The 25,839-nt window shown below is 57.9% G+C and carries 18 protein-coding genes; 11 read left to right on the forward strand and 7 right to left on the reverse strand.

All coding sequences use genetic code 11. From position 1 onward, the window contains the following. Positions 1–59 precede the first annotated feature (59 nt). From U738_RS10780 to U738_RS10800, 5 genes are all read right to left on the reverse strand, one after another. Positions 60–584, reverse strand: coding sequence for a DUF3455 domain-containing protein (locus U738_RS10780; RefSeq protein WP_035580148.1), 525 nt, complete (start codon positions 582–584; stop codon positions 60–62). Between the two features lie 98 nt (positions 585–682). Next, positions 683–1,804, reverse strand: a complete 1,122-nt coding sequence (gene ugpC / locus U738_RS10785; protein ID WP_035580150.1) for a sn-glycerol-3-phosphate ABC transporter ATP-binding protein UgpC — start codon at positions 1,802–1,804, stop codon at positions 683–685. Beyond that, the gene (locus U738_RS10790; RefSeq protein WP_035580152.1) at positions 1,792–3,498 is read right to left on the reverse strand and encodes an alpha-amylase family glycosyl hydrolase; all 1,707 of its coding nucleotides are present in this window, start codon (positions 3,496–3,498) and stop codon (positions 1,792–1,794) included. The genes ugpC and U738_RS10790 overlap by 13 nt, the downstream gene beginning before the upstream one ends. Before the next feature lie 162 nt (positions 3,499–3,660). Beyond that, complete coding sequence (gene malT, locus U738_RS10795) at positions 3,661–6,366, reverse strand: HTH-type transcriptional regulator MalT (protein ID WP_035580153.1); 2,706 nt, start codon at positions 6,364–6,366, stop codon at positions 3,661–3,663. A 127-nt stretch (positions 6,367–6,493) separates the two neighbouring features. Further along, on the reverse strand, positions 6,494–8,002 hold the full coding sequence (locus tag U738_RS10800; protein WP_035580163.1) for a carbohydrate porin: 1,509 nt from the start codon (positions 8,000–8,002) through the stop codon (positions 6,494–6,496). A 430-nt stretch (positions 8,003–8,432) separates the two neighbouring features. Here U738_RS10800 and U738_RS10805 point away from each other — a divergent pair, with 430 nt between their 5' ends. The 6 genes from U738_RS10805 to U738_RS10830 all read left to right on the forward strand — a co-directional run bounded on the left by U738_RS10805 (position 8,433) and on the right by U738_RS10830 (position 15,631). Next, positions 8,433–9,704: an ABC transporter substrate-binding protein gene (locus U738_RS10805; protein WP_035580165.1), complete on the forward strand. Its 1,272-nt coding sequence runs from the start codon at positions 8,433–8,435 to the stop codon at positions 9,702–9,704. Between the two features lie 15 nt (positions 9,705–9,719). Then, positions 9,720–10,703 carry a carbohydrate ABC transporter permease gene (locus tag U738_RS10810; RefSeq protein ID WP_035580168.1) on the forward strand — a complete coding sequence of 328 codons (984 nt, stop codon included), beginning with the start codon at positions 9,720–9,722 and terminating at the stop codon, positions 10,701–10,703. After that, a complete protein-coding gene (locus tag U738_RS10815) occupies positions 10,703–11,545 on the forward strand; it encodes a carbohydrate ABC transporter permease (protein WP_035580176.1) in 843 nt (280 codons plus the stop codon). The genes U738_RS10810 and U738_RS10815 overlap by 1 nt, the downstream gene beginning before the upstream one ends. Positions 11,546–11,575: 30 nt before the next feature. Beyond that, positions 11,576–13,195, forward strand: a complete 1,620-nt coding sequence (locus tag U738_RS10820; RefSeq protein WP_035583463.1) for an alpha-glucosidase — start codon at positions 11,576–11,578, stop codon at positions 13,193–13,195. Positions 13,196–13,257: 62 nt separating this feature from the next. After that, the gene (locus tag U738_RS10825; RefSeq protein ID WP_035580178.1) at positions 13,258–14,364 is read left to right on the forward strand and encodes an ABC transporter ATP-binding protein; all 1,107 of its coding nucleotides are present in this window, start codon (positions 13,258–13,260) and stop codon (positions 14,362–14,364) included. A gap of 217 nt (positions 14,365–14,581) precedes the next feature. After that, complete coding sequence (locus U738_RS10830) at positions 14,582–15,631, forward strand: LacI family DNA-binding transcriptional regulator (RefSeq protein ID WP_231896836.1); 1,050 nt, start codon at positions 14,582–14,584, stop codon at positions 15,629–15,631. A gap of 19 nt (positions 15,632–15,650) precedes the next feature. On the opposite strand, the gene gap is transcribed toward U738_RS10830, so the two are convergent. Next, positions 15,651–16,655, reverse strand: a complete 1,005-nt coding sequence (gene gap / locus U738_RS10835) for a type I glyceraldehyde-3-phosphate dehydrogenase (protein ID WP_035580181.1) — start codon at positions 16,653–16,655, stop codon at positions 15,651–15,653. A gap of 213 nt (positions 16,656–16,868) precedes the next feature. On the opposite strand from gap, the gene pyk reads away from it, so the two are divergent. Next, a complete protein-coding gene (gene pyk / locus U738_RS10840; RefSeq protein ID WP_081899086.1) occupies positions 16,869–18,389 on the forward strand; it encodes a pyruvate kinase in 1,521 nt (506 codons plus the stop codon). 74 nt (positions 18,390–18,463) lie between these two features. Then, the gene (locus tag U738_RS10845) at positions 18,464–18,940 is read left to right on the forward strand and encodes a methylglyoxal synthase (RefSeq protein ID WP_035580183.1); all 477 of its coding nucleotides are present in this window, start codon (positions 18,464–18,466) and stop codon (positions 18,938–18,940) included. A gap of 51 nt (positions 18,941–18,991) precedes the next feature. Here the strand turns inward: U738_RS10845 and cra are convergent, their stop codons facing one another. Beyond that, positions 18,992–19,969 (reverse strand): catabolite repressor/activator, encoded by a 978-nt coding sequence (gene cra / locus U738_RS10850; RefSeq protein ID WP_035580185.1) that lies wholly within the window; start codon positions 19,967–19,969, stop codon positions 18,992–18,994. Positions 19,970–20,153: 184 nt separating this feature from the next. On the opposite strand from cra, the gene ptsP reads away from it, so the two are divergent. The 3 genes from ptsP to U738_RS10865 are packed head-to-tail and all read left to right on the forward strand — an operon-like array spanning position 20,154 to position 25,722. Further along, positions 20,154–23,024, forward strand: a complete 2,871-nt coding sequence (ptsP, locus tag U738_RS10855) for a phosphoenolpyruvate--protein phosphotransferase (RefSeq protein ID WP_035580188.1) — start codon at positions 20,154–20,156, stop codon at positions 23,022–23,024. Then, a complete protein-coding gene (gene pfkB, locus U738_RS10860) occupies positions 23,024–23,995 on the forward strand; it encodes a 1-phosphofructokinase (RefSeq protein ID WP_035580189.1) in 972 nt (323 codons plus the stop codon). The genes ptsP and pfkB overlap by 1 nt, the downstream gene beginning before the upstream one ends. After that, positions 23,992–25,722, forward strand: coding sequence for a PTS fructose-like transporter subunit IIB (locus tag U738_RS10865; RefSeq protein ID WP_035580191.1), 1,731 nt, complete (start codon positions 23,992–23,994; stop codon positions 25,720–25,722). Before pfkB ends, U738_RS10865 begins: the two co-directional genes overlap by 4 nt. Positions 25,723–25,839 lie beyond the last annotated feature (117 nt).

Consider the following 25,839-nt stretch of genomic DNA (forward strand, 5'->3'; position numbering starts at 1 on the left):
AGCATAGCCGCTGGGGGCTCGACAAACGAGCCCCCAGCGGAATTAGCGCTCTCGTCGACTTATTCAGCCGTCCAAAAGATGTAGTCCGCTTGGTAGGTAACAACAGCCGTGGCACCGTCGTGATCCATATCGCAGGCCACATCCGGGGCAACGCCACCCTGGGTGTTCAAACGCTGAATGTAGCTAACGCCGGTCATCGCGCCTTCGCCCTCAGCGGGGTTGGCTTCAACCAGCTGGAGCGGAATATTGCCATCGCCATTGGCCGTCGTGGCTAGCTGAGTACCGGTGATTTTTGAACCATCCAACGCTTCCCAGGTGGCGGGCGGGCCGTAGTAACTGCCAACCTGGCTGCCGTCGCTATCATTAAGCGCAGCGTGCGGGCCTTTAAAAACCCAAGCCATGGTGTCTTCGTCATTCATTTCACACATATAAGTGATCGCGCCAACGCCGACGGTTTCGAGCGCAACGGTGTTGCCGTCAGGCACTTGGACATCCGCAGGCGTCATATCTGCCAGCGCGACATGACTGAAGGATGCAATCAGAGTGGCGGCCAGGGTAGCCCGCGTTAGATGATGAATGGTCATTTTCAGTCTCCTAAAAGTTTATTATCAGCTGCCTTAAATAGCGGCTGTATAGGGAATACCCGCGAGGAGACGTTTTGGATGCACTCTTTTAAAAAAAATTATTGGCTAACCCCATCGACCACCACCTGCCGTGGGCAGGCGTTCCCCTGCTGATCAAAAAGATGACAGTGCTGGCCCGCTAAGCCCAAAGCGACCGTTTGACCTTCGGTTAGTTGCGTTAAGCCATCCAGGCGCTGGGTTAAGGGAGTGTCGATACCCACCACCTGCCAATGGGCGAGGGTTTCGTAGCCCAGCTTTTCTGCCACCATTAAGGTAGCACTTAGCGTGGCTTCGGCTTGTTCAGGTGCAACAAAGTCTTCTGCTCGCAACCCCAGTGTGGCGCGCTCGCCTGAGTGAAGATGTTGGCCATTGACCGCCACCGACAGTGTGTCTTCGCTTCCGCTATGCAGGCGCACCACCGTTTGACGCTCGCCAGGGTCTACCACCGTCACTGGGAAGGTATTAATCCGCGGTGAGCCGATAAACTCCGCTACTTCCAGCGTTTTAGGGAAGTGATAAAGCGACAGCGGCGCACCCACCTGGGCAATACGGCCCTTGGATAGCAGCACAATGCGGTCGGCCAGTGTCATCGCCTCTACCTGATCATGGGTCACGTAGATCATGGTGGCGTTCAAGCGCTTATGCAGCGCGGCAATCTGCACCCGCATATCCACCCGCAGCGCGGCGTCCAGGTTGGAGAGCGGTTCATCAAATAGAAACACCGCCGGTTCTTTTACCAGGGTGCGGCCAATGGCTACCCGCTGGCGCTGGCCACCGGAGAGGTCTTTGGGCTTTCGCTCCAGGAGCTCGGTGAGGTGCAGCATCTCAGCGGCATGCTGGACGCGGCGGCGAATCTCCGCCTTGTCAGTCCGCGCCAGCTTCAGGCCAAATGCCATGTTCTCTGCCACGCTCATATGTGGGTAGAGCGCGTAAGATTGGAACACCATGCCGATGTCCCGCTCCTGGGGCGGAATCTCGTTGATCCGCTGATCATCCAGCTGCATATCCCCTTCGGTAATATCCTCCAGGCCCGCAATCATGCGCAACAGGGTGGATTTACCGCAGCCGGAAGGCCCGACAAACACCACAAACTCGCCATCTTCGATGGTGAGATCGATATCCCGGGAGATTTCCACTCCGTCAAAGGATTTACCGATGCCGCTTAGGGTTAAACGTCCCATGGCGCGTCCTCCTGGGATTGCGGGCAACGGGCAATCGCCACGCCATAGGGCGGAAGGGACAGTTGAGGTAGCGTCAGCGCACCCTCCTGCCACTCACCGTTAAGCCACGTGGGAGCATCGGCGATGGCTTCAGCGCCCTCAGGTGCTGCACGGGTAACCGTTTGACCGCTAAAATTGAGTGCAATCAGTAAGCGCGTTTGCTGGTAGGTGCGCTCAAGACAAAGCACATCGTCGCGCACAGGGTGATAGCGCACATCGCCCTTCACCAACGCAGGCTGAGTACGGCGGAAGGCTAAAAAATCGCGATAGGCATTGAGCAATGAATCGGTGTCGTTATCTTGCTGGTCAACGGCGAGATTAGCATGAGTATTAGGCACCGGCAGCCAGGGTGTGGCGCTGCTAAAGCCCGCATGATGAGCATCGGCCTGCCAGGGGTGCGGCGTTCGGCAGCCGTCTCGGCCTTTATAGGCAGGCCAGAAGGTAATACCCGCAGGGTCAACCAACTGCTCAAACGTTAGCTGAGCTTCGGGCAGGCCCAACTCTTCACCTTGATAAAGGCATACGCTACCGCGCTGGGTGAGTAGAAACACCATATAAAGGCGCAGCTTATCGAGCTGCCCTTCCGCCTGCCAGCGAGTTGCCAGCCGCGTCACGTCGTGGTTGCCCAGCGCCCAGCAGGGCCAGCCATCGCCAATGCGTGCTTCCATTTCGGTTAGCGTTTCGTGCAAGTAGCCGGGGTCGGCTTTATCGGTAAGCAGGTTAAACGAGTAACACATGTGCAGCCGCTTACCGCCCTGGGAGTATTCCGCCATCACGCCCAAGGCGTCGTCGTCGCCCACCTCGCCCACGCTGGTGGTGCCGGGGTATTCATCCAACAGAGCGCGCAGCCGCTCCAGAAACACAAGATTCTCCGGCTGGGTTTTGTCGTACTGGTGGAGCTGGTAGCCGTAGGGGTTGTCGGGGCGAACGCCTAGAAAACTTTCGGTAATCTCCTGGCGCGGCGGGTTATCCTTTAGCTCGCCATGGGTGCAGAAGTTCACCGCATCCAACCGGAAGCCATCCACGCCCCGCTCTAGCCAGAAGCGCACTTCCTCCAGCATGGCATCTACCACGGCTGGCGTGCGGAAATTAAGATCCGGCTGGCTGGCCAGGAAGTTATGCAGGTAATACTGGCAGCGACGAGTGTCCCACTGCCAGGCACTGCCGCCAAATACCGACTGCCAGTTGGTCGGCGGTGCGCCGTCGGCTTGGGGGTCGGCCCATACGTACCAGTCAGCCTTGGGGTTATCGCGGCTCTGGCGGCTCTCTTCAAACCAGGCGTGCTGGTCGGAGGTGTGGGACATCACCTGATCGATCGTCACCTTCAGCCCCCTGGCATGGGCGGCCTCCACCAAACGGTCGAAATCATCCAGGGTGCCAAACATCGGGTCAACATCGCGGTAGTTGCTGATATCGTAACCGAAGTCTTTCATCGGTGAGGTGAAGAACGGCGACAGCCAAATAGCGTCGACGTTAAGCGAGGCGATGTAGTCGAGCTTATCGATCACGCCTTTCAAATCGCCAATCCCTTTGCCAGTGCTATCGCCATTACTATCCATAAAGCTACGTGGATAAATTTGGTAAATCACGGCCCCTCGCCACCAGTCGGCTCCCTGGCTGCCAACGTAGTGAGAAGTAGAAGGTGTCTGCATCATGGTGAGTCCTTATCCTTGTTATTGCCGACGGTTTTATCAACGACTGAGTTATTACCGATAGTGGGCATGATGCAGGCTAGGCCGCCAGATAAAATCCTCCCCCTGGGGTGGTACTAGGCGTAGACGCAAGGAGGAGGTGTAAAAGCACAAGTGGAGGTACCGTCACTCCCCTTGTATTTGTGCCAAGAGCTGCCCGGCCAGGGCAATCGCTTCGTCCCGGCGGCGAATATTCTGCTTTTGATAGAGGCTGCGGATATGGGTTTTGATGGTCGTCGGCGCCACCGATAGCTGTTCAGCGATCTGCTCATTGGAAAGACCGGCATGAATCAGCCCCAGGATTTGCCACTCTCGACGAGTCAGCGGCGAAGTGCGGATCAGCTCGGGCACATCTGGCCTCGCGACGATATCGGCAATTACCGTTTCATCCAGCATTAAGCGTCGGGCACTGCCAAAGTCCTTTTGTCGGCCAGCAAGCGTTAGCAGTCGCTCTGCCCTTGCCTGCTCTAAAGGCGCCAGCGTGCCGCTGGCGATTAATCTGGTCAGCAGTTCTCCAAGCGGCTTACCCAGGCGTAAAAAGCTGCCGACCAACGCGGTGCGAGAAGCTAAGCTAAGCGCCTGCTGCATATGCTGGCTGGCTTGCGCTAACTGACCTTGATGCCAGGCAACCGCCGCCAGGCAGAGTTGGTTGCGGTTGGCATCAGTCACCAGTCCCAAACGCTGAGTATGCGCTTCAAGGGCTTCCAATAGCGTGTGGGCTTCGTCGTAGCCGCCCAACAGCGTAAGCGCCCGGGCATGGTTACGCACATTGCACTGGGAAAAGTGGTTGGTGGCACTATCGATAAGCGGTGCCGGGGCTTCCTGACGCCAGCGCTCTACGGCATCCATATCATGGGTCGAGTGCCACCAGGCCAGCAGCGTAGCGTGGGCGTTCGCGACCCAGTCGATGTGGTAATCACCTTCGGCAAGAATCTTACGCAACCGACGAATATGGTCGGCGCACTGAGCCTGGTCGCCACGGCTTTGGGCAACCTTTGCCAGTTGAATATGGCACTGCAGCGTCCAGCGCTCGCCCTGACTGTCCAGCACGGCAATCCCCTTCAGGGCAGCCTGCTCGGCCTCATCCAGGCGGTGCCACTCCCACAGCACCTGGCTGCGAATCCGGTAAAGAAATTCTGCCACGGGGAGATGCTCAAGCTCAGCTCGCTCTAAGTGGGCAAAGGCTCGCTCTTGAATATCGTAGGCAGCCTGTAGGCGACCTTGGGCAACCAGCACTTCGGATTGATGACAAAACGACCACAGCAGCAGCTGGTGGTCTTCACGTTGGCGGGACTGGCGCTCTACCTCGCGAACTCGCTGCAGCGACTCGTCTAAATACCCCTGCACAAATCGCGCCTCGCTCAATATGGCGGTAGCGGTGAGCGGCGTTGAGGCTAAATAGCGGGCGGGCACGGCCAGCGCCTGTTCCGCCAGCGGTGCGGCACGCTCGGCATTACCCTGGTTAATCGCCAGCTGCGCGCGCAGGGTGGCAAATTCAGCGCTAAGCCGTTGCCATTCGGGCGTATTTAGTTGCGCTTCAATCCAGCCAATCACCCGGGCGGTAATGTCAAACTGAAACTGAGCATGAGAGACCCAGCCATACAGCAGTGCAAGCTCTGGGCAGGCGGTGAGCCGCGGCTCGCCGAGCAGAGCAAAGCTCTTGGCCAACAGTGCGTAGGCCCCGCTTGCCAATAGGGCTGGCCCTTCTGCGGTCAGTAGACTGGCCACGCCTTCAGGAGCTTCGGCGAGAATTGCCTGACGCAGCGCCATCACCGGGTCGTTGAGCGCAAGCCACGCTTGGCTGGCACGCTGGTGGAGCGTGCGCTGGGTGGCAAGGCTTAGCTCGTGACGACGGTGGCGAAGATACTCACCAAACAAGCGCTGAAAGCGGTACCACTGGGCGTGAGGGTCGGTCCGTTCAATAAACAGCCCCGCCTGCTCAAAGGCCTCCAACCGCTGGGTTAAACGCTCACCTTCTAATAGCCGCGCCATTAATTCAGGAGAAAAACGCTCCAGCACCCCCAGTTGCAACATTAGCTCGCGCTCTTCCAGAGGCAGTGCAGCGGAGAGCAGTTCGTCAAACCAGGCGACAAAGTCAGGGTGAGCGCCACTTAATCGATCAACCAGGGCGTCAAACCCCGCCCGGGTGGTGGTGCGCTCCACTAACCAGTTCAGCACCATGACCCAACCGCCGCTTCTGCGTAGCGCACGCTCCAGGCTTACTCGTGTGGGTGGAAAGCTGAGCTGCTCTGCGCACAGGGTTTGCGCCTCTTCGCTATCAAAGGCAAGGGCGCTGAGGTCGATCTCTTCAATCTCGCCGCGTAACCGTAAGCTGGCTAGCCCTAGGGCGGGACGCGAGCGACTCGCCAGCGTTAAGGTCAGCCAGGGCGGCTGGTGGCGCAGCCAGTGAGCCAGCCCGGCTAAGATATCGGGATGCGTCAGGTGTTCAAACTCATCCACCACCAGCCGGCACGGAGTTCGCTGCTCGGGCAACTCGCCAAGCCAGCGCTCTAACTGCTCAACGCAATCGGCCTCTTCGGCCACAGGTGACAGCGGCGCTTTGTCATCCAACAGCGCATTGAGTGCTGCCTGCCAATAGGCTAAAAATCGCGCGGGCTGATTATCTCGCTGATCCAAGCGTAGCCAAGCGGCTTCCTGCTCCAGCGCCGGTAGCCGCTCGGCCAGCAGCGTGGTTTTGCCATAGCCGGCAGGGGCCTGCACCATCAGTAAACGAACATGCTCATTTAAACCGAAATGATCATTTAGGCGCGGCCGGGCTACCACGCTAAGCGGCAGTAACGGCGCTTTTAGTTTCTCTTGTAGAAGTGACATAGGCTCTCCCCTGGGCAGCCCTGCTGACCGTTCACCAATGCGATTAAAGCCCTACAAAAAAGCCCGCGACGGATCGCGGGCAAAGTGCATTGGAGAAGAAACAGTTACATCAAGCAACTCGCATCGTTTAGAACCACACTTCGGTCTGAACGCCGAAGGTCCACTGGCCGCCGGTAAAGCCTTCGTTGCCCAGTGAGCTGGCACCGTAGTTGTTGAGGTCATCGTCCCAATCGCTGAAGGTGGTGAACAGACGAATCTCAGGGCGCTGCCAGAAACCGCCGACTTCAGGCTTGAAGGTGGGCGCAATAGTGAATTTGCTGAAGCCACCATCCACGGCGTTACGACCGCTATACCCCTGGGGATCGAGATCCATCCACTGATAGCCCGCTTCGTACTGCATTTCGAAGTTCTGCGTTAACTCGTTGGCTAGGCGCACGTTAAGCCCTGCCCAGTTGTACTTATCGCCCTGGGCATAACGGTCTTCGCTGGTTTCAGCCAGAATGGAGGGGGCAACGCGCCACTGCGGTGCAATATAAGTGGTGCCATAGAGCGCTAGGCGCGTGGCGGTAGCGTCATCAGTTAGATCACCCCGTGAACCAATACTTTTAGTCTCGGCGCCTAAACCCTGACCATGCAACACAGCCGCTTTGAAACTACCCTCGCCCATGCCGAAGAAGCTGTCTCCATGATAAGCAATCATGGTGTGGAAACCGGTATCAGCAGCAGTTTGGCCGACATCAATGTCGCGCTCGTCGTTGTCTGCAGCGGACATACCGTTGACCATCCACTGCCAGTTGCCGAAGTAGTTGTTGGAGGTCAGGATCAGGTTGTCGGTATCGCCTTCAAGACCGGGGTTCTCGCGGTCAACGATCGGATAGTCAGAAAAACTACGGCCATAAATCGACAGGTTAGATTTCCAGTTGTCTGCCAACTGCATGTCGTAGATACCGCCACCGGTACCGGCCAGGAAAATCACATCACTGTCGAGCCAATGGATATCGAAGTTATCGCGGTCAAAGCGCTTACCGGCCCAGATAGAGGCGTTTTCAAAGGCGCCGGTAAAGCTGGGAAGATCGCTGAATTCAGCAAACACTTGGCGCACGTTGAGATCGGACTCGCCGCCAGTCCAGTCATTGCTGGAGGTCGTGCCGTCAGCAATCATGGTGCGGTAAAGCGCTTTGGCGCCGTTATCAAACTGCATACGGTAGTTGAAAATCGCTTCGGCGTAGGTGTCCGGCTCATTACCTAAACGCCCAACGGCGCCGCCCTCTCCACCCGCGGGTGTCAGGTAAGGGCCAGCATTTTCGCTTTTACCATCTTCACCAATCAGCAAGCCTGAACGTGCATAAACGTTAAACGAGAAACCCTCTTCGCCATCGGCATACCGCTCCACCCGGGCCAGACGCTCTTCGATCTCCGCGTCGCTCTCTGTCGCCACGGCGGTCGATTGTGATTGCTCGGCTATCTCGGCACGGCGCTCGGCGGCATCGGCACGCTGTTCCGCTGCTTCAATGCGGGCTTCCAGTTCGGCAAAGCGCTGCTCCATGGTCATTTGTGCAGAGGCAACACCGCTCATCCCTAAGCTGGCGGCGGCAATCGCAATGGCTAACGGCGTTTTGAATGTCATTTTATGCATTGTTTTGAGTACCCTATTGTTATTGGTAAGCGGCTGTCTTTTAAGCGACTATTTTGAATCGCCTATATCTAAATCGATTAAGGTCATATCGATAACACTTCCCTTGCACAGTTCGCCCAGCGGGGATAGCGGCGGTCATTAAACGCCACGGTGCTTAAGGAAAGATAGCCAAAACTTAATCGATTAAGTCGCTTATTGCCAACGGCTAGTTGCTAATTAGCGACTAATGTCTAAGGAACGATTTTATTTAGTGAAAACTGAACAATCCCGTTAGACAAAAGTCGCTATTGAACTTTTCCAGCCCAAGCGGCTAACTGAGCGGCACAATCTTAATCGATTAAGAAAGCGATTAAGGTATAGATTGGTTAGCTGCTCAACGCTGATTTTGATGCAACACCATCCACAACAATAAACGTCGAGGTACGCCGTTATGAAAAAGACTTTAATCACTACCGCTATCGCCGTGGCCAGCTCGCTGAGCGCGGCAAGCCAGGTTCAGGCTGAAGAACTCACCATTTCATGTGGTGCGGTAGGCGCGGAGCTAACGCTTTGCCAGGAGGGTGTCGCCGCCTGGGAGGAGAAAACCGGCCATAGCGTCGACGTGGTTTCAACGCCCAACTCATCCACCGAACGCCTTTCACTTTATCAGCAGATCCTTTCGGCTAACTCCAGCGATATCGATGTGATGCAGATCGACGTGGTGTGGCCCGGTCTGCTCGCCAACCACCTGCTGGATCTACGTGAGGTGCTTGGCGATGACGCAGCCGCTGGGCACTTTGACACCATCGTCACCAATAACACCATCGATGACCGCTTAGTCGCCATGCCTTGGTTCACCGATGCGGGCGTACTCTACTACCGCGAAGACTTGCTGGAAAAGTATGGCCATGAAGTGCCAAAAACCTGGCAAGAACTCACCGAAATTGCCCGCGAGATCAAAGACGCCGAACGCGCTGAGGGCAAAGACAGCATGCAGGGGTATGTCTTCCAGGGACGTGCTTATGAGGGCTTGACCGTTAATGCCCTTGAGTGGGTGGCCAGCTTTGGTGGCGGAAACATCGTCGAAACTGATGGCGAGATTAGCATTAACAACGAACACGCTGCCGAGGCACTTGATCTTGCCGCCTCCTGGATTGGTGATATATCGCCCAACGGCGTGCTCAATTACACCGAAGAGGAAGCGCGTGGTGTCTTTCAGAGCGGCGGCGCGGTGTTTATGCGCAACTGGCCCTACGCCTGGTCGCTGGCCCAAAGCGAAGACAGTGACGTTCGCGGCAAAGTGGGGGTAACCCAACTGCCCGCGGGTGGTGAAAATGGCCAAAGTGCCGCGGGTCTAGGCGGCTGGAACTTAGCCGTATCGCGCTACAGCGAGCACCCGGAACTAGCCGCTGATCTGGTCGCCTTTTTGACCGGTGAAGAGGAGCAGAAGCGCCGCGCCATTCAAGCCTCTTACAACCCCACTATCGACGCCCTCTACCAGGACGAGGAAGTGCTCGAAGCGGTGCCCTTCTTTGGCACCCTCTACGAAACCTTTGTTAACGCTGTTGCACGGCCCTCCGCCCCCACCGGCGATGCCTATGGCCGGGTGAGCAACGCCTTTTTCAGCACCTCCCATGATGTGCTTTCCGGCACTAAAGATGGCACTCAAGCGGTCGCTGACCTTGAAGACGAATTGGCTCGCCTGAAGCGTCGCAACTGGTAACCCTGGAGCCCCTCCATGTCGACCTCCATCAAGCATGATGACGCGCCCGCCGGGGCGCGTTCTTTCACTACCAAGCCGCGTCGGGGCACTAAAGTTCGCCGTCAGCGAGTGAAAGCCGCCTGGCTGTTTTTAGCCCCAATGCTGATTGCGCTAACGCTGGTGGCTGGCTGGCCGCTGGTGCGCACGTTTTTTCTCAGCTTCACCGATGCCTCACTGTCAGATTTAGGCGCCGCCAACCTGATTGGCTTTGAGAACTACCTCGTCTATGACGATGGCCGCTGGTATGGGGTTCTGGCCGACTCGGTGTGGTGGCAGTCGGTATGGAACACCGTCTACTTCTCGGTGGTGTCGGTATCCCTGGAAGTGGTATTCGGGGTGATTGTGGCGCTGATTTTGAACGCCGAGTTTAAGGGTCGCGTCATTGTGCGTGCTGCGGTGCTGATTCCCTGGGCCATCCCCACCATCGTTTCTGCGCAAATGTGGGCGTGGATGCTCAACGACCAGTTCGGCATCATCAACCATATGCTGATGGGCCTGGGCGTGATTGACGCTCCCATCGCCTGGACGGCCAACGCCACCTACTCCATGTGGGCGGTGATTATGGTCGATGTGTGGAAAACCATCCCCTTCGTGGCGCTGCTGGTGCTTGCTGCTCTGCAGATGCTGCCCAAGGATTGCTACGAGGCCGCCGAAGTAGACGGTATTCACCCGCTGCGGGTGTTCTTCAAAGTCACGCTACCGCTGATTACCCCGGCGCTGATGGTGGCGGTGATTTTCCGCTTGCTGGATGCACTGCGCGTTTTCGATGTGATTTACGTACTGACCTCTAATTCCACCAGCACCATGTCGATGTCGGTATACGCCCGCCAACAGCTGGTCGAGTTTCAGGATGTCGGTTACGGCAGCGCCGCTTCTACCCTGCTGTTCTTGATCATTGCCCTGGCTACCGTGGCTTACCTCTACGTTGGGCGTAAACAAATCCAATTGGGAGGCGACTAATGAATACGCGTCAGTTGGCCAAAATAGCCAAGCGCATCGGGTTTTGGGCGCTGATTGTGCTGATCATGGTGTATGCCGTTTTTCCCTTCTACTACGCGGTGGTCACCTCGTTAAAACCGTCGAGCGACCTGTTCCGGGTTGAGCTATGGCCTTCGAACTGGAACTTCGATAACTACATCAGCATCTTCACCCAGACCAGCTTTCTGCGCGCTATTTTCAACTCAATCATCGTCGCGTTTAGCGTGGTGTTCATTGCCCTGCTACTCGGCATTACCGCTTCATACGCCTTGGGCCGCGTGCGCTTTCGCGGGCGCTCTACGGTGCTGCTGGTGATTCTCGGCGTTTCGATGTTTCCCCAGGTGGCGGTGCTTTCCGGGCTGTTTGAGGTGATTCGTGCGCTCAACCTTTACAACAACCCCGCCGGGCTGATTTTAAGCTACACCATCTTCACCCTGCCCTTCACCGTGTGGGTGCTGACCACCTTTATGAAGCAGCTACCCATGGAGCTGGAAGAGGCCGCCATTATGGACGGCGCCACACCCTGGGTGACCATTACCAAGGTATTTCTGCCGCTCATGTGGCCCGCCATGGCGACCACGGGACTGCTGGCATTTATCGCCGCTTGGAACGAGTTTCTGTTTGCCCTCACCTTCACACTCACCGACACCCAGCGCACGGTGCCCGTCGCCATCGCGCTGCTGTCAGGCGGCAGCGCCTACGAACTGCCCTGGGGGCCGATTATGGCCGCTTCTGTGGTGGTCACGGTGCCCCTGGTCGTATTAGTGATTATCTTCCAGCGCCGCATTGTGTCAGGCCTTACCGCAGGCGCCGTTAAAGGCTAAGGAATGTTTATGTCAACGATGGATACTAAGATGCAAGACAACACACTCTGGTGGCGCGGCGGCGTTATCTACCAGATCTACCCGCGTAGCTTTATGGATAGCCGCGGTGACGGTATTGGCGATCTTAACGGCATTACTGAAAAACTTGATTACGTGGCGTCACTAAACGTGGACGGTATCTGGCTATCGCCGTTTTTCACCTCGCCAATGCTCGATTTTGGCTACGACATTAGCGACTACTGCGACGTCGACCCCATGTTCGGCACCCTGGCGGACTTTAAAGCGCTGCTGGAAAAAGCCCACTCGCTTGGCCTTAAGGTGATGATCGACCAGGTGATTAGCCACACCTCGGATCAACACGCTTGGTTCCAGGAGAGTCGCCAAAACCGCACCAACCCCAAGGCCGACTGGTTTGTATGGGCTGACCCCAAGCCGGACGGCACGCCACCCAACAACTGGCTGTCGATTTTCGGCGGCCCGGCGTGGACGTTTGATTCACGCCGCCAGCAGTACTATATGCATAACTTTCTAACCAGCCAGCCGGACGTAAACTTCCATAACCCGGAAGCACGGCAGGCGCAGTTGGATAATATGCGCTTCTGGCTGGATCTGGGCGTTGATGGCTTCCGCCTCGATACGGTTAACTTCTACTTCCACGACGCCGAGCTGCGCGACAATCCGCCGGTTCCCAAAGGCGAAGCCAAAACCCTGGGCGCTCCGGAAACCAACCCTTACACCTGGCAGCGTCATGTTTATGACCTTAGCCGCCCGGAGAATCTCGACTTCTTGAAAGACCTGCGGGCGTTAATGGATGAATATCCGGGCGCCACGACAGTGGGTGAAATTGGTGATGATAACCCCCTGGAGCGCATGGCCGAGTACACCGCAGGCGGCGACAAGCTGCATATGGCCTACACCTTCGACCTACTCAACACACCCCACTCGGCGCGCTATATTCATGAAGTGCTGGAGCGCTTTCAACGCCTGGCAGGCGATGCCTGGCCCTGCTGGGCGACCTCCAACCACGATGTAGTGCGCAGCGCCACCCGCTGGGGCGCAGGCAAAGACCCTAGCGCCTACCCTAAAGTGGCGCTGGCTATGCTCTGCTCGCTGCGCGGTAGCGTCTGCCTTTATCAAGGCGAAGAGTTGGGCCTGCCGGAAGCCGACGTGCCGTTTGAACGCATCCAGGATCCTTACGGCAAAGTGCTTTGGCCGGAATTTAAAGGCCGCGACGGTTGCCGCACGCCCATGCCCTGGAACGACAGCGAACACGGCGGTTTCTCCAGCGTTGAGCCCTGGCTCCCCATGGAGCCCCGTCATCGCGATCTAGCGGTAAGCCGCCAACAGGATGATGCCAACTCCACCTTGAACGCGCTGCGCAACATGCTGGCTTTCCGTCGCCAGCACCCGGCGCTGTTCGATGGCGACTTAATGCTGGTCGATGTGGGTGAAACGCTGCTCGGTTTTACCCGCCAAAAAGCGGATGAGAAGCTGTTGTGCGTTTTCAACCTCACCGCTGAGAAGCAGACGGTTAACCTGCCGCTAGCGATAGACAGCGATTTGCAGGGCCACGGCTTTATCACCCAGCGCGATGGTGACAGCCTGACGCTACCGGGGTATCAAGCGGCATTTATGCGCGTCGTCTCATAAGCTCTAAACAACAACAGGCCGACCCAGAAGACATAAGCATTGAGGTCGGCAAGGAGTTACCTATGGCAAGTGTTACGCTTAGCAAGATCAACAAAGTGTTTGGCAGCGATCACATTATTAACGATGTGGACCTACATATTGGCGACGGCGAATTTGTGGTTTTCGTTGGCCCCTCCGGCTGCGGCAAGTCGACCCTTTTGCGCCTGATCGCCGGTTTGGAATCGATTAGCGATGGCGACCTGAGCATGGATGACACCGTGGTCAATGACTTGCCACCGCGGGAACGCGGTGTGGGCATGGTGTTTCAATCCTATGCGCTCTACCCGCATATGACCGTTTACGACAATATGGCGTTTGGCCTGAAACTGGCCAAGACCGCCAAAGAGACCGTGCACGAGCGGGTCATGAGCACAGCAAAGATTTTGCAGCTTGAAGAGCTGCTGCACCGTAAGCCAAAAGCCCTTTCCGGGGGCCAACGCCAGCGGGTGGCCATGGGCCGTGCCATGGCGCGTGAACCGCGTATTCTGCTGTTTGACGAGCCACTCTCCAACCTGGATGCCTCGCTGCGGGTGCAGATGCGTAACGAGATCGCCCGACTGCATAACCGTCTCGGTTCCACCATGATTTACGTGACCCACGACCAAGTGGAAGCCATGACCCTGGCCGACAAAATCGTGGTGCTCAATGGTGGTCATGTGGAGCAGGTCGGTAGCCCCCACGAGCTTTATCAGCGCCCAGCGACGAAATTTGTTGCCGGGTTTATTGGTTCACCCACCATGAACTTCATGCCCGCAGAGCTACTCGCTGGCGACGCCAACGGCTGTCGCGTGCGGGCCACAGGGATTGGAGAACTCGCCCTACCCCAGGACGCCCAGCAACGGCAAAGTGGTGAAGCGCTGACGCTCGGTATTCGCCCAGAGCATCTATGCTTGGCGGCACCTACCAATGAAAACTGCTTTGATATCGTCAACGTCGAGTATTTGGGCAACGAGGTTTACGTTTACCTTGAGCCCAAACAGGGAGATACACTGCTGATTCATCGCAGCGAAGCGCCCAGCCAGTGGCAGGAAGGCCAGCAGGTGTCGCTGGCAGCGGATTGGGAAAAAGTCCACTTGTTTGATGACAGCGGTACGGCGCTGAAATTAGCTGAACAGCAGGCGGCAGCTTAATCACACAGACACGCAAGTTATCGCATAACGACCCTCTGTGTGTGCCTAACCTCCCCTTCGCTTATCATGGGGAATGGCAACACCCAGCGGGTCGATTTTATTTGGGCGGCTGGTTGAATAACCCTGTTTTGAAAAGCCAGGACTTGAAGAGCCAGGGCTTAAATAGCTAGATTTTAAATAATTAAGTTCTTAATAATTAGCCTGCAAAGGAAGTACCGTGACTGATCAGCGCCGAATGACACTCAAGGATCTTGCGCAGGAACTCAATGTCTCCACTGCGACAATTTCCAATGCCTTTAACCGGCCGGATCAGCTCTCCCCAGCCCTGCGCGAGCGGATACTTAAGCAGGCCAAACAATTGGGGTACAGCGGCCCTGATGCCAAAGCACGCAGTCTGCGCACTGGCCGCTCGCGGATTATTGCGGTGATTCTTGCCGAAAGCCTTACCTACAGTTTGAACGACGCCGTGGCCAGCGAGTTTCTTTCCGGGGTTGCCGAAGTCCTTGATGCCCATGGCCATACCCTGCTGCTCTTGCCGGGCCGGGGCCACGCCTCTCAACCGCCGGGCTCGGCCAATATCGCCGATGGTTTTATCGTCTATGGGCTAATGCCCAACAATAAGCTGCTCGATGAACTACCCGCTCAGCGCACCCTGGTGGCCGTCGATTTTGATATTGAAGGCTGCCCAACGGTGCATATCGACGATACCGCCGCCAGCTATAAAATCGCCCACCATGCGTTGAGCCAGTTGCCCAAACGCCCGGCGATTATCAACCTGCGCTTAACCAAAGAGGTTTGCAACGGCCGTGTGACACCCAAGCACACCCTGCTGCCCAACACCAGCACAATCAGCCGCGCCCGTTTGGAAGGCTTTCATAGCGCATTGAGTGAACGAGGAGTGGATGCGGAACAGGTGCCGCTGTGGAATATCGAGGAGAATACCTTTGAGGTCTGCTCGCCAGTCATTGCTGAGATTCTCGACCAGCCCAAAGAGCAGCGGCCGGATCTGCTGCTGTGTATGTCTGACCGCATTGCGCTCACAGCGCTAACGCTCGCGGAACAGCGCGGTATTCAAGTACCGGAAGAGCTGCGCATTACCGGCTTTGATGGTATTGCCGAAGGGCAATACCGTGCACCGCGTTTAACCACGGTGCGCCAGGACAGCGTGGGCAAAGGACGGGTCGCCGCGCAGATGATTCTTGGCCGCATTCCCCTCGCCCAGCAGCTGCTGCAAACGGAGCTGCTGCTGGGCGATACCTGCCCTTAGCCCTTAATAAAGGAGGGTATTACTTGGCAGTCTCCTGCATGGCAAGCGCAGTATCCAGCATACGGTTAGAGAAGCCCCACTCGTTGTCGTACCAGGCCATAACTTTAACCAGACGGCCATTCACGCGGGTGTGGTTGGCATCAAAGGTCGACGAGTTGGCATCGTGGTTAAAGTCGATAGACACCAGGGGCTCGGCGTTAATGGCCAATACCGGTGAGTTGGCGGCAGCCTTCTCGACGATGGCGTTGATCTCTTCTTTGCTGGTATCGCGTCCGGCAGTAAAGGTCAGGTCCACTAGCGAGACGTTGATCAGCGGCACGCGAATCGCCAAGCCGTCAAACTTACCAGCTAATTCCGGCAGCACTAAGCCTACCGCTGCGGCAGCACCGGTTTTGGTCGGGATCATCGAGTGCGTCGCGCTACGTGCCCGGTAGGGGTCAGAGTGGTAAACATCCGACAGGTTCTGATCGTTGGTGTAAGCGTGCACCGTGGTCATCAAACCGTTCTCAATACCGACGGCATCGTTCAACGCTTTGGCCACCGGCGCTAAACAGTTGGTGGTGCAAGAAGCGTTAGAAACCACCGTATGCTCGGCAGTCAGCACATCATCATTGACGCCATACACGATAGTGGCATCGGCATCAGGGCTGGGTGCGGAAATCAGCACGCGCTTGGCGCCCGCTTCAATATGCTTAGCCGCTGCCTCACGTTTGGTAAATAACCCTGTGCACTCCATCACCAGATCAATATTCATTGATGCCCACGGCAGCTGCGCTGGGTCGCGCTCTGAGGAGATGGCGATACGATCACCATCTACCGTGATGCTCTCAGCGTCGTGTTCTACCTTAAAAGGAAAGTGGCCATGCACGGTGTCGTGACGCAGTAGGTGAGAATTTAGCGAGGGATCGCCTAGATCGTTAATGGCGACCACCTGAATGCGGTCACGGTAGCTGTTTTCGTAAAGGGCGCGCAGCACATTGCGGCCAATACGGCCAAATCCATTAATCGCAACTCTTATTGTCATGATAGCTCCTCAATTAACCAATAATAATGAGAGGTACTTTTAGTAAAAAAATTACTAAAAATACGTATTTAAGCTTCATGAGGCCGATAAACAGCGTTTTAACCGCCCCAAAAGGCTAGTAAATATCCAATATGTAGTAAAATTACTATATAAACGCTATCGTAGTCCAATACTAAATTACCAACAATACCCTTGTATAAGGAGAGCGCCCTCGTGACAAATGCTACCTCGAACACAGCAGCTCAGACGTCTACTAGCCCTCTTTCCCACACGCAGACCAGCCCTCACAGCCCATTGCGGCGCACCAAAATCGTCGCCACCCTTGGCCCCGCCAGCGATCGCCCCGGCGTGCTGGAAGCGATGCTCAAAGCCGGTGTGGATGTGGTGCGGCTTAACTTCTCCCACGGCTCGGCAGATGACCACCGTCGTCGCTTAGGTGAAGTGCGCGAAATCGCTGCACGGCTTGGTCGCAGTGTTGCTGCGCTGGGCGATCTTCAGGGGCCGAAAATTCGTATCGCGCGCTTTGTTGAAGGTGCCGTCAAACTTGATGTCGGCCAGCCATTTGTCTTGGACATGGCGCTAGATGCCAACAGCGGTACTGCAGAACGCGTCGGCTGTGACTATCAAACCCTCCCCGATGATGTCGTGGAAGGGGACCGCCTACTGCTCGACGACGGCCGTTTGGTTTTGGATGTCACTCGTGTAATTGGACAGGAAGTCCACACCCGGGTTCACGTGGGTGGCAAGCTCTCCAACAATAAAGGCATCAACAAACAGGGCGGCGGTCTATCCGCGCCTGCCCTCACTGAGAAAGATAAGGCCGACCTGAAAACCGCTATCGAGATCGGCGTTGACTATTTGGCAGTTTCCTTCCCACGCAGCGCCGCGGATATGCAGGAAGCCCGCGAACTGCTTGGCGAAGCCGGTCAAGAAATTGGCTTAGTGGCTAAGCTCGAACGCGCCGAAGCGGTTGCCGACGACGCCACTCTGGATGGCATTATCGAAGCCTCGGAGGCGGTCATGGTGGCGAGGGGCGACCTGGGCGTGGAGATTGGCGACGCCGCGCTAATCGGCACTCAGAAGCGCATTATCAAACATGCGCGCACACTTAATCGTGCGGTGATTACCGCCACCCAGATGATGGAATCAATGATTGAGTCGCCGCTACCCACCCGCGCCGAAGTCTTCGACGTGGCCAACGCAGTGCTCGACGCCACCGACGCGGTGATGCTGTCAGCGGAAACCGCGGCGGGTGATTATCCGGTGGAAACCATTGAGGCGATGAACCGCGTATGCCTGGGCGCCGAGCGTGAACGTCTCGCTCAGGAGTCAGGCCACCGGATTCATGAAGGCTTTGAGCGTATCGATGAAACCATTGCGCTGTCGGCAATGTATGCGGCGAACCACTTATCCGGCGTTAGCGTCATCGCCTGCATGACCTCCACCGGTTATACACCACTGATTGCGTCGCGCATTCGCTCCGGCTTGCCTATCGTAGGATTGGCCCACAGCCCTATCGCCCAGCGGCGGATGGCACTTTATCGTGGTGTTGTCTCGATACCTTTCGACACCACCGACATGGACCCTACCAACCTCAACCAAGAGGCCTTGAAGTGCTTGCAAACGCAAGGGTTTGTACACCCTGGTGAGCATGTGATTTTGACCCGCGGCGACCATATGAACGCTCATGGGGGCACCAATACAATGAAAATCCTTGCTCTGGATAGCGAGTAACGGGCTAACCTCTGTAGCGAGCTTTATCTTTAGCGACCTTTCAAAAGCAAAAAACTCAAGAGGAAAGTGACGACATGAGTGACGCGCAACCGCCCCGCCAGGCTATCCGCACCCTACAAGCGCGCAAGCGCATTGCGCTGATTGCCCACGATGGCAAAAAGAGTGAAATGCTTGAGTGGGCCACTCGCTGGCAGGAGACACTGAGCCAGCACGAGCTGATTGGCACAGGCACCACCGCTAAGCGGCTTAAAACCGCGTTAGGACTTGAAGTCGAAGGGCTGATGAGCGGCCCTTTGGGCGGTGACCAGCAGATTGGCGCACGGATAGCGGAGCAGCAGCTGGATGTGCTGATCTTCTTTTGGGATCCCTTCTCACCCCAGCCTCACGACCCGGATGTTAAAGCGCTGCTGCGTTTAGCGGCGCTATGGAATGTGCCCGTTGCCTGCAATGCGGCGAGCGCGGACTTCCTGCTCTCCTCGCCCTACTTAAGCGAGAGCTACGACATGTCGATACCGGACGCTGCCGCCTGGGCCCAAGCCAGAACGGTCTAGACCACGATGCACCAGGTCTTGTCGCTTGGGTTTGTAGCCTGGGCTTGGTGTTTATCGGGTGTGCAGATGACGCGCTACTACTTGCTGGCCACACTCATAGTGTCCGCTCATGGCAGTGAGTGCGCAGCTCAACGTTAACTCGGCGATACGGTCGTAATCCTGTAGCGCCGAGTTCACTGGCTGAGGAAGAAAATCCAGCAGCCGGTGGTCGCCAAAGGTCGCCAAACGAATATTGTTCGGTAAGCCGCCACGTTCCAAGAACACATCAAACACCCCTTCAAGCAGTGTGTAAGACGCGGTCACCAGCGCGTCGGCACCTCCCTGCTTATCCAGTAACTCAGCTGCCAAACGTGCCCCCTCGCTGCGCTCATAGTGCGATCCGGTGAGATACAGCGGCTCTATAGCAGTGCCTTTAAGCGCCGTCTGAAAGCCCGCCCGCCGCTCGCGACTCACCGACAGATCTGGCATCGCCTCCAACCACGCAACGCGCTTGGTTGCTTCGCCGATCACCGAGCGCGTCAACGTCTCCGCCGCCTCCTGGTCGTTACTCACGACGCTGGCAAAACGCGCCGGATTAAGACCACGGTCCATACCCACTACGCACCAGCCCTCGTCTACCAGATCGGCATAAAAAGTGTCGTCGCTAGGCAGGCAACTGGCGGTGATCAAGACTTCGCAGCGCTGGGCACGCAGCGCCAAGGCGAGGGTTCGTTCGCTCTCTGCACAGTCATCCGAGCTTACGATCAACAGTTGGTACCCTTGCTCCCGGGCGCCACGTTCAAGGCGCTTGGCGAGCCGGGCGTAACTGATGTTCTCCAGATCCGGCACGATAAGCCCCAGCAAACGGCTAGCGCCCCGGCGCAGCGCTGCCGCCTGGGGGTCAATGTGGTAGCGGTGCTGGCGCACCACCGCCATCACCTTATCGATGGTCGCTGCGCTAATGCGCCGCTGCTCGGCCTGGCCATTAATCACGTAACTAGCGGTCGTGCGCGAGACGCCGGCTAGCCGGGCAATATCGGCAAGTGTCATGCGGTTTCCCCTTGGTGTGATCGGGCAGTTTATCAGCAAGTTAGCGCCTACCAGACCAAAGTCTAAAAGCACAAACCTTGTGTCATTCAGTGAATCGATTCAGCATAGCCAACTATACACAGGTGAGACAATTCATCTAGCTCACTTTGATGCGCTACGACTATGGTTCTACACGGAGACACCTATGTTGACACTCGGCCCCAATGACATCTTGCTAGGCCGCAACGCTGACAGCTGGCAAACCGCGCTGGACAGTGCCGCTGAGGCGCTGGTAGACGCCGGATTGGTTGAGGCCGAGTACCGCGACGGCCTACACGCCCGCGAGGCGCAATCATCCACGTTTCTAGGCAACGCTATTGCGATCCCCCACGGTACGCCGGAAAGCCGTCAGTATGTAAAGCAAACGGGCGTGCGCGTGCTGCAGTTTCCCAACGGGGTCGAATGGCACGACGGCCAGCGTGTACACGTACTGGTCACGATTGCTGCCCAAAACGATGAACACTTGGATATTCTGCGCCAGTTGACCCACGTACTCGACAAAGAGGGCGTTTCCGAGCAGTTGGCCAATGCCACCTCCGCGGCCGATGTCGCGCGCCTGCTTTCCAAACCGGCACTTGAGCCCCGCCTGGACGCCGACACCCTGTGCGTCAATTTTCCCGCCCGCGACCCACAAGAACTCGCCTTGGCGGCGGCTGCCCGTTTACGCCAAAGTGGCTGTGTCGATAACGCCTTCATTACCGCCGTCGCCGCAGCACAGCCGACCTGGTTAGGCAAAGGCATTTGGCTGGCCAGCAGCGCCCAGGGGGTTAACCAGCCCGCGCTGGGGGTCGCCACGCCAGCGGAGCAAAGCCTGGAAAGTGCGGGCCATCCGGTGCATGCGTTGTTCTGTCTGGCCGCCCATGGCGACGCCCATCGCCCACTGCTTGAGCAACTCATGGCGGTGTTAGAGAACGGCGAAAGCCAAAGCTTAGTGGGCAAAACCAGCGCGCAACTGCTGGCCACCCTGGCGGGCGAGACCGCCAGCACCCAGACCCGCCGCGTGCGGGTGCTTAACCCTCACGGCCTTCACGCCCGCCCCGCCAAGCAGTTAGTGCAAATTGCCCGTGCCCAGGCTATGCCGATTCAGGCGCGCCTGGAAGAGGGCAGCGCCACCCCGGTTTCCGCCGCCAGCCTGACCAAGGTGATTGGCCTGGGTGCACGACGCGGCCAGTGGCTGGTACTTTCAGCCGAAGGCGAGCAGGCGAGCGCAGCACTAGCGGCAGTCGCTGAGGCGGTTGAATCGGGCCTGGGGGAGAAAGTGTCGCCCTTTGACGGCGGCTTTGACAGCACGCCGCAAGCGAGCACTCCCCAACCGGATATCGCCCCCCTCACTGCCGATACTCCCCATGCGGGCGTAGCCGCGTCACCCGGCCTGGCCATTGCGCCCGTGTTTGTGATTCGCCCGATGCAGTTCGACTACGCCGAGCACGCCAGCGACGCTGAACACGAAATCAGTCGTTTAAACAGCGCGCTAAAAGAGGGCGCCGCCCAACTGGAAACCCTGGTGCGTAAGGCCCCCGGTGGCGAAGTCGCCGATATTCTTTCGATGCACGAAGAGATGCTCGACGACCCGGAGCTCCATCACGCGGCGACGGATGCCATTCGTGAAGGACGCTCGGCGGAAGCGGGCTGGTGGGAAGCGATTGAAACCGCGGCCCACGCCCAGGAGATGCTCGCTGACCGCCTGCTGGCCGAACGCGCCGCCGATTTGCGCGACGTCGGCCGCCGAGTGCTGGGCGTACTCTGCGATGTGACGCTTCCCGAACCGCCAGATCACCCCTACATTCTGATCATGGACGATATCGGCCCTTCCGATGTCGCCCGCTTAGACACGACGCGTGTGCGCGGTTTGCTCACCGTACGCGGCGGTGCCACGGCACACAGCGCTATTCTGGCCCGCGCCTTGGGTATCCCCGCTGTTGTGGGCGCAGGGCAAGCAGTGATGGCGCTCAACAACGCCAGCATGATGATTTTGGACGGTGAGCGCGGCCGAGTCACATCGCAGCCTTCCGAAGAGCGCCTACAGCGCGCCGAGCAGCAGTTGCTCGACCTCCAGCAGCGCGAAGCCGATGCTTGGGAAAGCCGCTTTGAGGTCGCCCAAACCCGCGACGGGCACCGTGTCGAAGTCGCCGCTAACCTGGGCAACACCGCCCACGCGGCCGATGCCGTAGAGCGTGGTGCCGAGGCCGTGGGTCTACTGCGTACCGAATTCCTGTTTATGGCCCACGCCAGCGCTCCGGATTTAGCCACTCAGGTTAGCGAATACCGCCAGGCAATTGATGCCCTTGAGGGTCGCCCGCTGGTCGCCCGCACGTTAGATGTCGGCGGTGACAAACCGCTGCCCTACTGGCCGGTGCCCCAGGAAGACAATCCCTTCCTGGGCCTGCGCGGCATTCGCCTGGCGCTGACCCAACCGGAAGTACTCGAAACCCAGCTGCGCGCGCTCCTAATGGCAGGAAAGGATCAACCACTGCGCATTATGCTGCCGATGGTCAAAGACATTGCCGAGTTCCGCGCAGTTAAAGTCATCTACGATCGCCTACTCCAAGAGATCCCGACTTCCCAGCGCGCTACCGATGTGCAGCTTGGGGTAATGATTGAAATACCCTCTAGTGCACTGCTAGCGCCCAGCCTTGCCGCTGAAGTGGACTTCTTCTCGGTAGGTACCAACGACCTAACCCAGTACACCCTGGCCATCGACCGCGGCCACCCGGAGCTTTCGGCCCAGGCCGATGGTTTGCACCCTGCGGTGCTGCGTTTGATTCAGATGACCGTGGCGGCTGCCCACAGCCAAGGCAAATGGGTCGGCGTGTGCGGCGAACTAGCCTCGGACGCCGTGGCCATTCCGGTGCTGGTCGGCCTTGGTGTAGACGAACTTTCTGTTAGCGCTCGGCAGATTCCACTGGTCAAGGCCCGCCTGCGCGAGTTTGATTTTGCGGATGCCCAGGCCAGTGCTCAGTTGGCGCTTTCCCAAGCGACCAGCGATGAAGTGCGCGATGCACTGGAGGCGCGCTAATGGCACGCGTGCTGTGTATTACCCTCAACCCAGCGCTGGATTTGGCGTTTAACCTTGATGCTCTGGTGTTGGGCAGCGTCAATCGCCCCACCAGCGCGCAGCTAGAAGCCGCGGGCAAAGGTGTTAACGTTGCCCGGGTGCTGGTAGGGCTGGGCCACGACGTTACCGTCAGCGGTTTTTTAGGTGCCGATAACGACGCCCCCTTCCAATTGGCCTTTGCCAAATACGCCTTAACCGATGCCTTTGTGCGCGTGCCGGGTGAAACTCGCATTAATGCCAAAATTGCGGAACAGAGCGGCCGTGTTACCGACATTAACGGCCCCGGTATGCCGATAGATGCCGAGCATTGGCAGGCGTTGATCGACACCCTGAATGCCAAGCTGGCCAGTGCCACGCCCCCGCATGCTGTCGTAGTGGCGGGCAGCTTGCCCCCAGGGCTCTCGCTGGAAGATTTCAGCGAACTGTTAAGCCACTTAAACGCCAGCGGCGTGCCGCTGTGGGTGGACACCAGCGGCCCAGCACTCAACGCCGCGATAGCGACCCACCCTGCAGGGGTGAAGCCCAATGAAAGCGAACTGGCCGAATGGTCGGGCGAAGACATGACGTCTTCCGATGCACGTTTGAATGCTGCCAAGCGCTTGCATGAAAGCGGCATCGCCAATGCATTGATTTCAGCGGGCGCCGAAGGAGTGCTATGGGTCAGCGCCCAGGGCGCCTGGCACGCGACACCGCCCAAGGTGACCGCGACCAATACCGTTTGCGCTGGCGATACGTTTTTCGCTGGCATCCTCCACGGCCTGCTGAGTGGCCATGCCCCCGAGCACACCCTTCGCTTCGCCACGGCGCTGTCTGCCGAAGCAGTGCGCCACGTGGGTGTGGGCAATCCCCATGCAGCCGATTTCGATTCACTCCAACAACACACCCGGATACGGCGTCTTGATGACACCATCACCGAGGGAGCCACGCTATGAATATTATTCTGATTACCGCCTGCCCCAGCGGCATGGCGACCACCTTCCTCGCGGCTAAGCGCCTGGAACAAGCCGCCCAGCGCCAAGGTTGGACGGTGCACGTGGAAATGCACGGCGAAGTCGCCCCGCTGCAAGCCGCGACCGCCGAACAGGTTGCCAACGCCGACTTAATCGTGGTCGCCGCCGACCATGTACCGGCCCCAGAGCGTTTTGAAGGCAAGCGCCTATTCCAAGCACCGATTGCCAGCGCCCTCCCCGACCCCAGCGATTTTCTGGCCAAGGCTAAGCGAGAAGCGCCGATTTATAGCGCCCCGGCAGCCTCCGCATCTCCCGTTCCCACCAGCGCCGGTGGTAAGAAAATCGTCGCCGTCACCGCCTGCCCCACCGGCGTGGCCCACACCTTTATGGCTGCCGAAGCGCTAGCGGAAGCAGGCAAAGCCATGGGCCACGCCATTCGCGTGGAAACCCAAGGCTCGGTAGGCGCCCAAGATCAGCTGACGGAAGAAGAGATCGCCGACGCCGATGTGGTCGTGCTGGCCTGCGATATCGACGTTGACCCGACGCGGTTCGCAGGCAAGCGCATCTACCGCACCTCGACCGGCAACGCGCTGAAAAAGCCCCGCCCTACACTTGAAGCCGCGCTCAGCGAGGCCGCTATAGAGAGTGGCAGCAACAGTGCGGGCGGCGCTAATAAGAGCGTCAAAGAGAAAGGCGTTTATAAGCACCTGCTCACCGGCGTTTCCTTTATGCTGCCGATGGTGGTGGCGGGCGGCCTGCTGATTGCGCTCTCCTTTGTGTTCGGCATTGAAGCCTTTGAGCAGGAAGGCACCCTGGCTGCCGCGCTGATGCAGATCGGTGGCGGCACCGCCTTCGCCCTGATGATTCCCGTACTGGCCGGCTACATCGCCTACTCCATCGCCGACCGCCCCGGTATCGCGCCGGGTATGATTGGCGGCATGCTAGCGGCCAATATCGGCTCCGGCTTTATCGGCGGTATTTTGGCGGGTTTCCTGGCGGGCTATGTGGCCCTGGCGGTAACACGCTACGTCAAACTGCCCTCCAGCGTTGAGTCACTCAAACCGATTCTGATTATTCCGCTGGTCGCTAGCTTGGTCACCGGCCTGACCATGATCTACGTGATTGGCGAACCGGTCGCGGCGCTGCTGAATGCCCTGACCAGCTTCCTGGAATCCATGGGCTCCACCAACGCGGTGCTATTAGGTATTCTGCTGGGCGCGATGATGTGTTTCGATCTGGGCGGCCCGGTCAACAAAGCCGCGTACACCTTTGGCGTGGGCCTGCTGGCCTCTGAAACCTACGGCCCCATGGCGGCGATTATGGCGGCGGGGATGGTACCTGCCATTGGTATGGGGATTGCCAGCTTTGTAGCGCGCAACAAGTTCTCTGCACCGGAGCGCGAAGCAGGTAAGGCGTCGTTTGTACTTGGCCTCTGCTTTATCAGTGAAGGCGCGATTCCCTTTGCGGCGAAAGACCCGCTACGGGTGATTCCGGCCTGTATCGCTGGCGGGGCGCTAACAGGCGCGCTCTCTATGCTGGTGGGTGCTAAATTGATGGCGCCCCATGGTGGCATCTTCGTACTGTTGATTCCCAACGCCATCACCCCAGCGCTGCTCTATCTTGGCGCTATTGTGGCAGGCTCACTGGTAACAGGGTTAGGTTATGCGTTTATCAAACGCGGCGCGGCCCAAGTCGCCGTTGCCACTTAACATCTTTTAGTTAAACGTGAAGGGTAGGCATAGCGCCTGCCCTGCCCTCACAACTGTCCCTCAAAAAAAGTTGGTAGTTTTACGCAGTTAACCCTTTTCAGATCACAAATACCCTCT

The sequence above is a fragment of the Halomonas sp. TG39a genome, from assembly GCF_000744395.1.
Taxonomy (GTDB): domain Bacteria; phylum Pseudomonadota; class Gammaproteobacteria; order Pseudomonadales; family Halomonadaceae; genus Vreelandella; species Vreelandella ventosae_B.

Bases quoted from the DNA above. Each gene is read 5' to 3' on its own strand.
- U738_RS10780 (WP_035580148.1), bottom strand. From the start codon at position 584: ATGACCATTCATCATCTAACGCGGGCTACCCTGGCCGCCACTCTGATT.
- ugpC (WP_035580150.1), bottom strand. From the start codon at position 1,804: ATGGGACGTTTAACCCTAAGCGGCATCGGTAAATCCTTTGACGGAGTG.
- U738_RS10790 (WP_035580152.1), bottom strand. From the start codon at position 3,498: ATGATGCAGACACCTTCTACTTCTCACTACGTTGGCAGCCAGGGAGCC.
- malT (WP_035580153.1), bottom strand. From the start codon at position 6,366: ATGTCACTTCTACAAGAGAAACTAAAAGCGCCGTTACTGCCGCTTAGC.
- U738_RS10800 (WP_035580163.1), bottom strand. From the start codon at position 8,002: ATGCATAAAATGACATTCAAAACGCCGTTAGCCATTGCGATTGCCGCC.
- U738_RS10805 (WP_035580165.1), top strand. From the start codon at position 8,433: ATGAAAAAGACTTTAATCACTACCGCTATCGCCGTGGCCAGCTCGCTG.
- U738_RS10810 (WP_035580168.1), top strand. From the start codon at position 9,720: ATGTCGACCTCCATCAAGCATGATGACGCGCCCGCCGGGGCGCGTTCT.
- U738_RS10815 (WP_035580176.1), top strand. From the start codon at position 10,703: ATGAATACGCGTCAGTTGGCCAAAATAGCCAAGCGCATCGGGTTTTGG.
- U738_RS10820 (WP_035583463.1), top strand. From the start codon at position 11,576: ATGCAAGACAACACACTCTGGTGGCGCGGCGGCGTTATCTACCAGATC.
- U738_RS10825 (WP_035580178.1), top strand. From the start codon at position 13,258: ATGGCAAGTGTTACGCTTAGCAAGATCAACAAAGTGTTTGGCAGCGAT.
- gap (WP_035580181.1), bottom strand. From the start codon at position 16,655: ATGACAATAAGAGTTGCGATTAATGGATTTGGCCGTATTGGCCGCAAT.
- U738_RS10845 (WP_035580183.1), top strand. From the start codon at position 18,464: ATGAGTGACGCGCAACCGCCCCGCCAGGCTATCCGCACCCTACAAGCG.
- cra (WP_035580185.1), bottom strand. From the start codon at position 19,969: ATGACACTTGCCGATATTGCCCGGCTAGCCGGCGTCTCGCGCACGACC.
- ptsP (WP_035580188.1), top strand. From the start codon at position 20,154: ATGTTGACACTCGGCCCCAATGACATCTTGCTAGGCCGCAACGCTGAC.
- pfkB (WP_035580189.1), top strand. From the start codon at position 23,024: ATGGCACGCGTGCTGTGTATTACCCTCAACCCAGCGCTGGATTTGGCG.
- U738_RS10865 (WP_035580191.1), top strand. From the start codon at position 23,992: ATGAATATTATTCTGATTACCGCCTGCCCCAGCGGCATGGCGACCACC.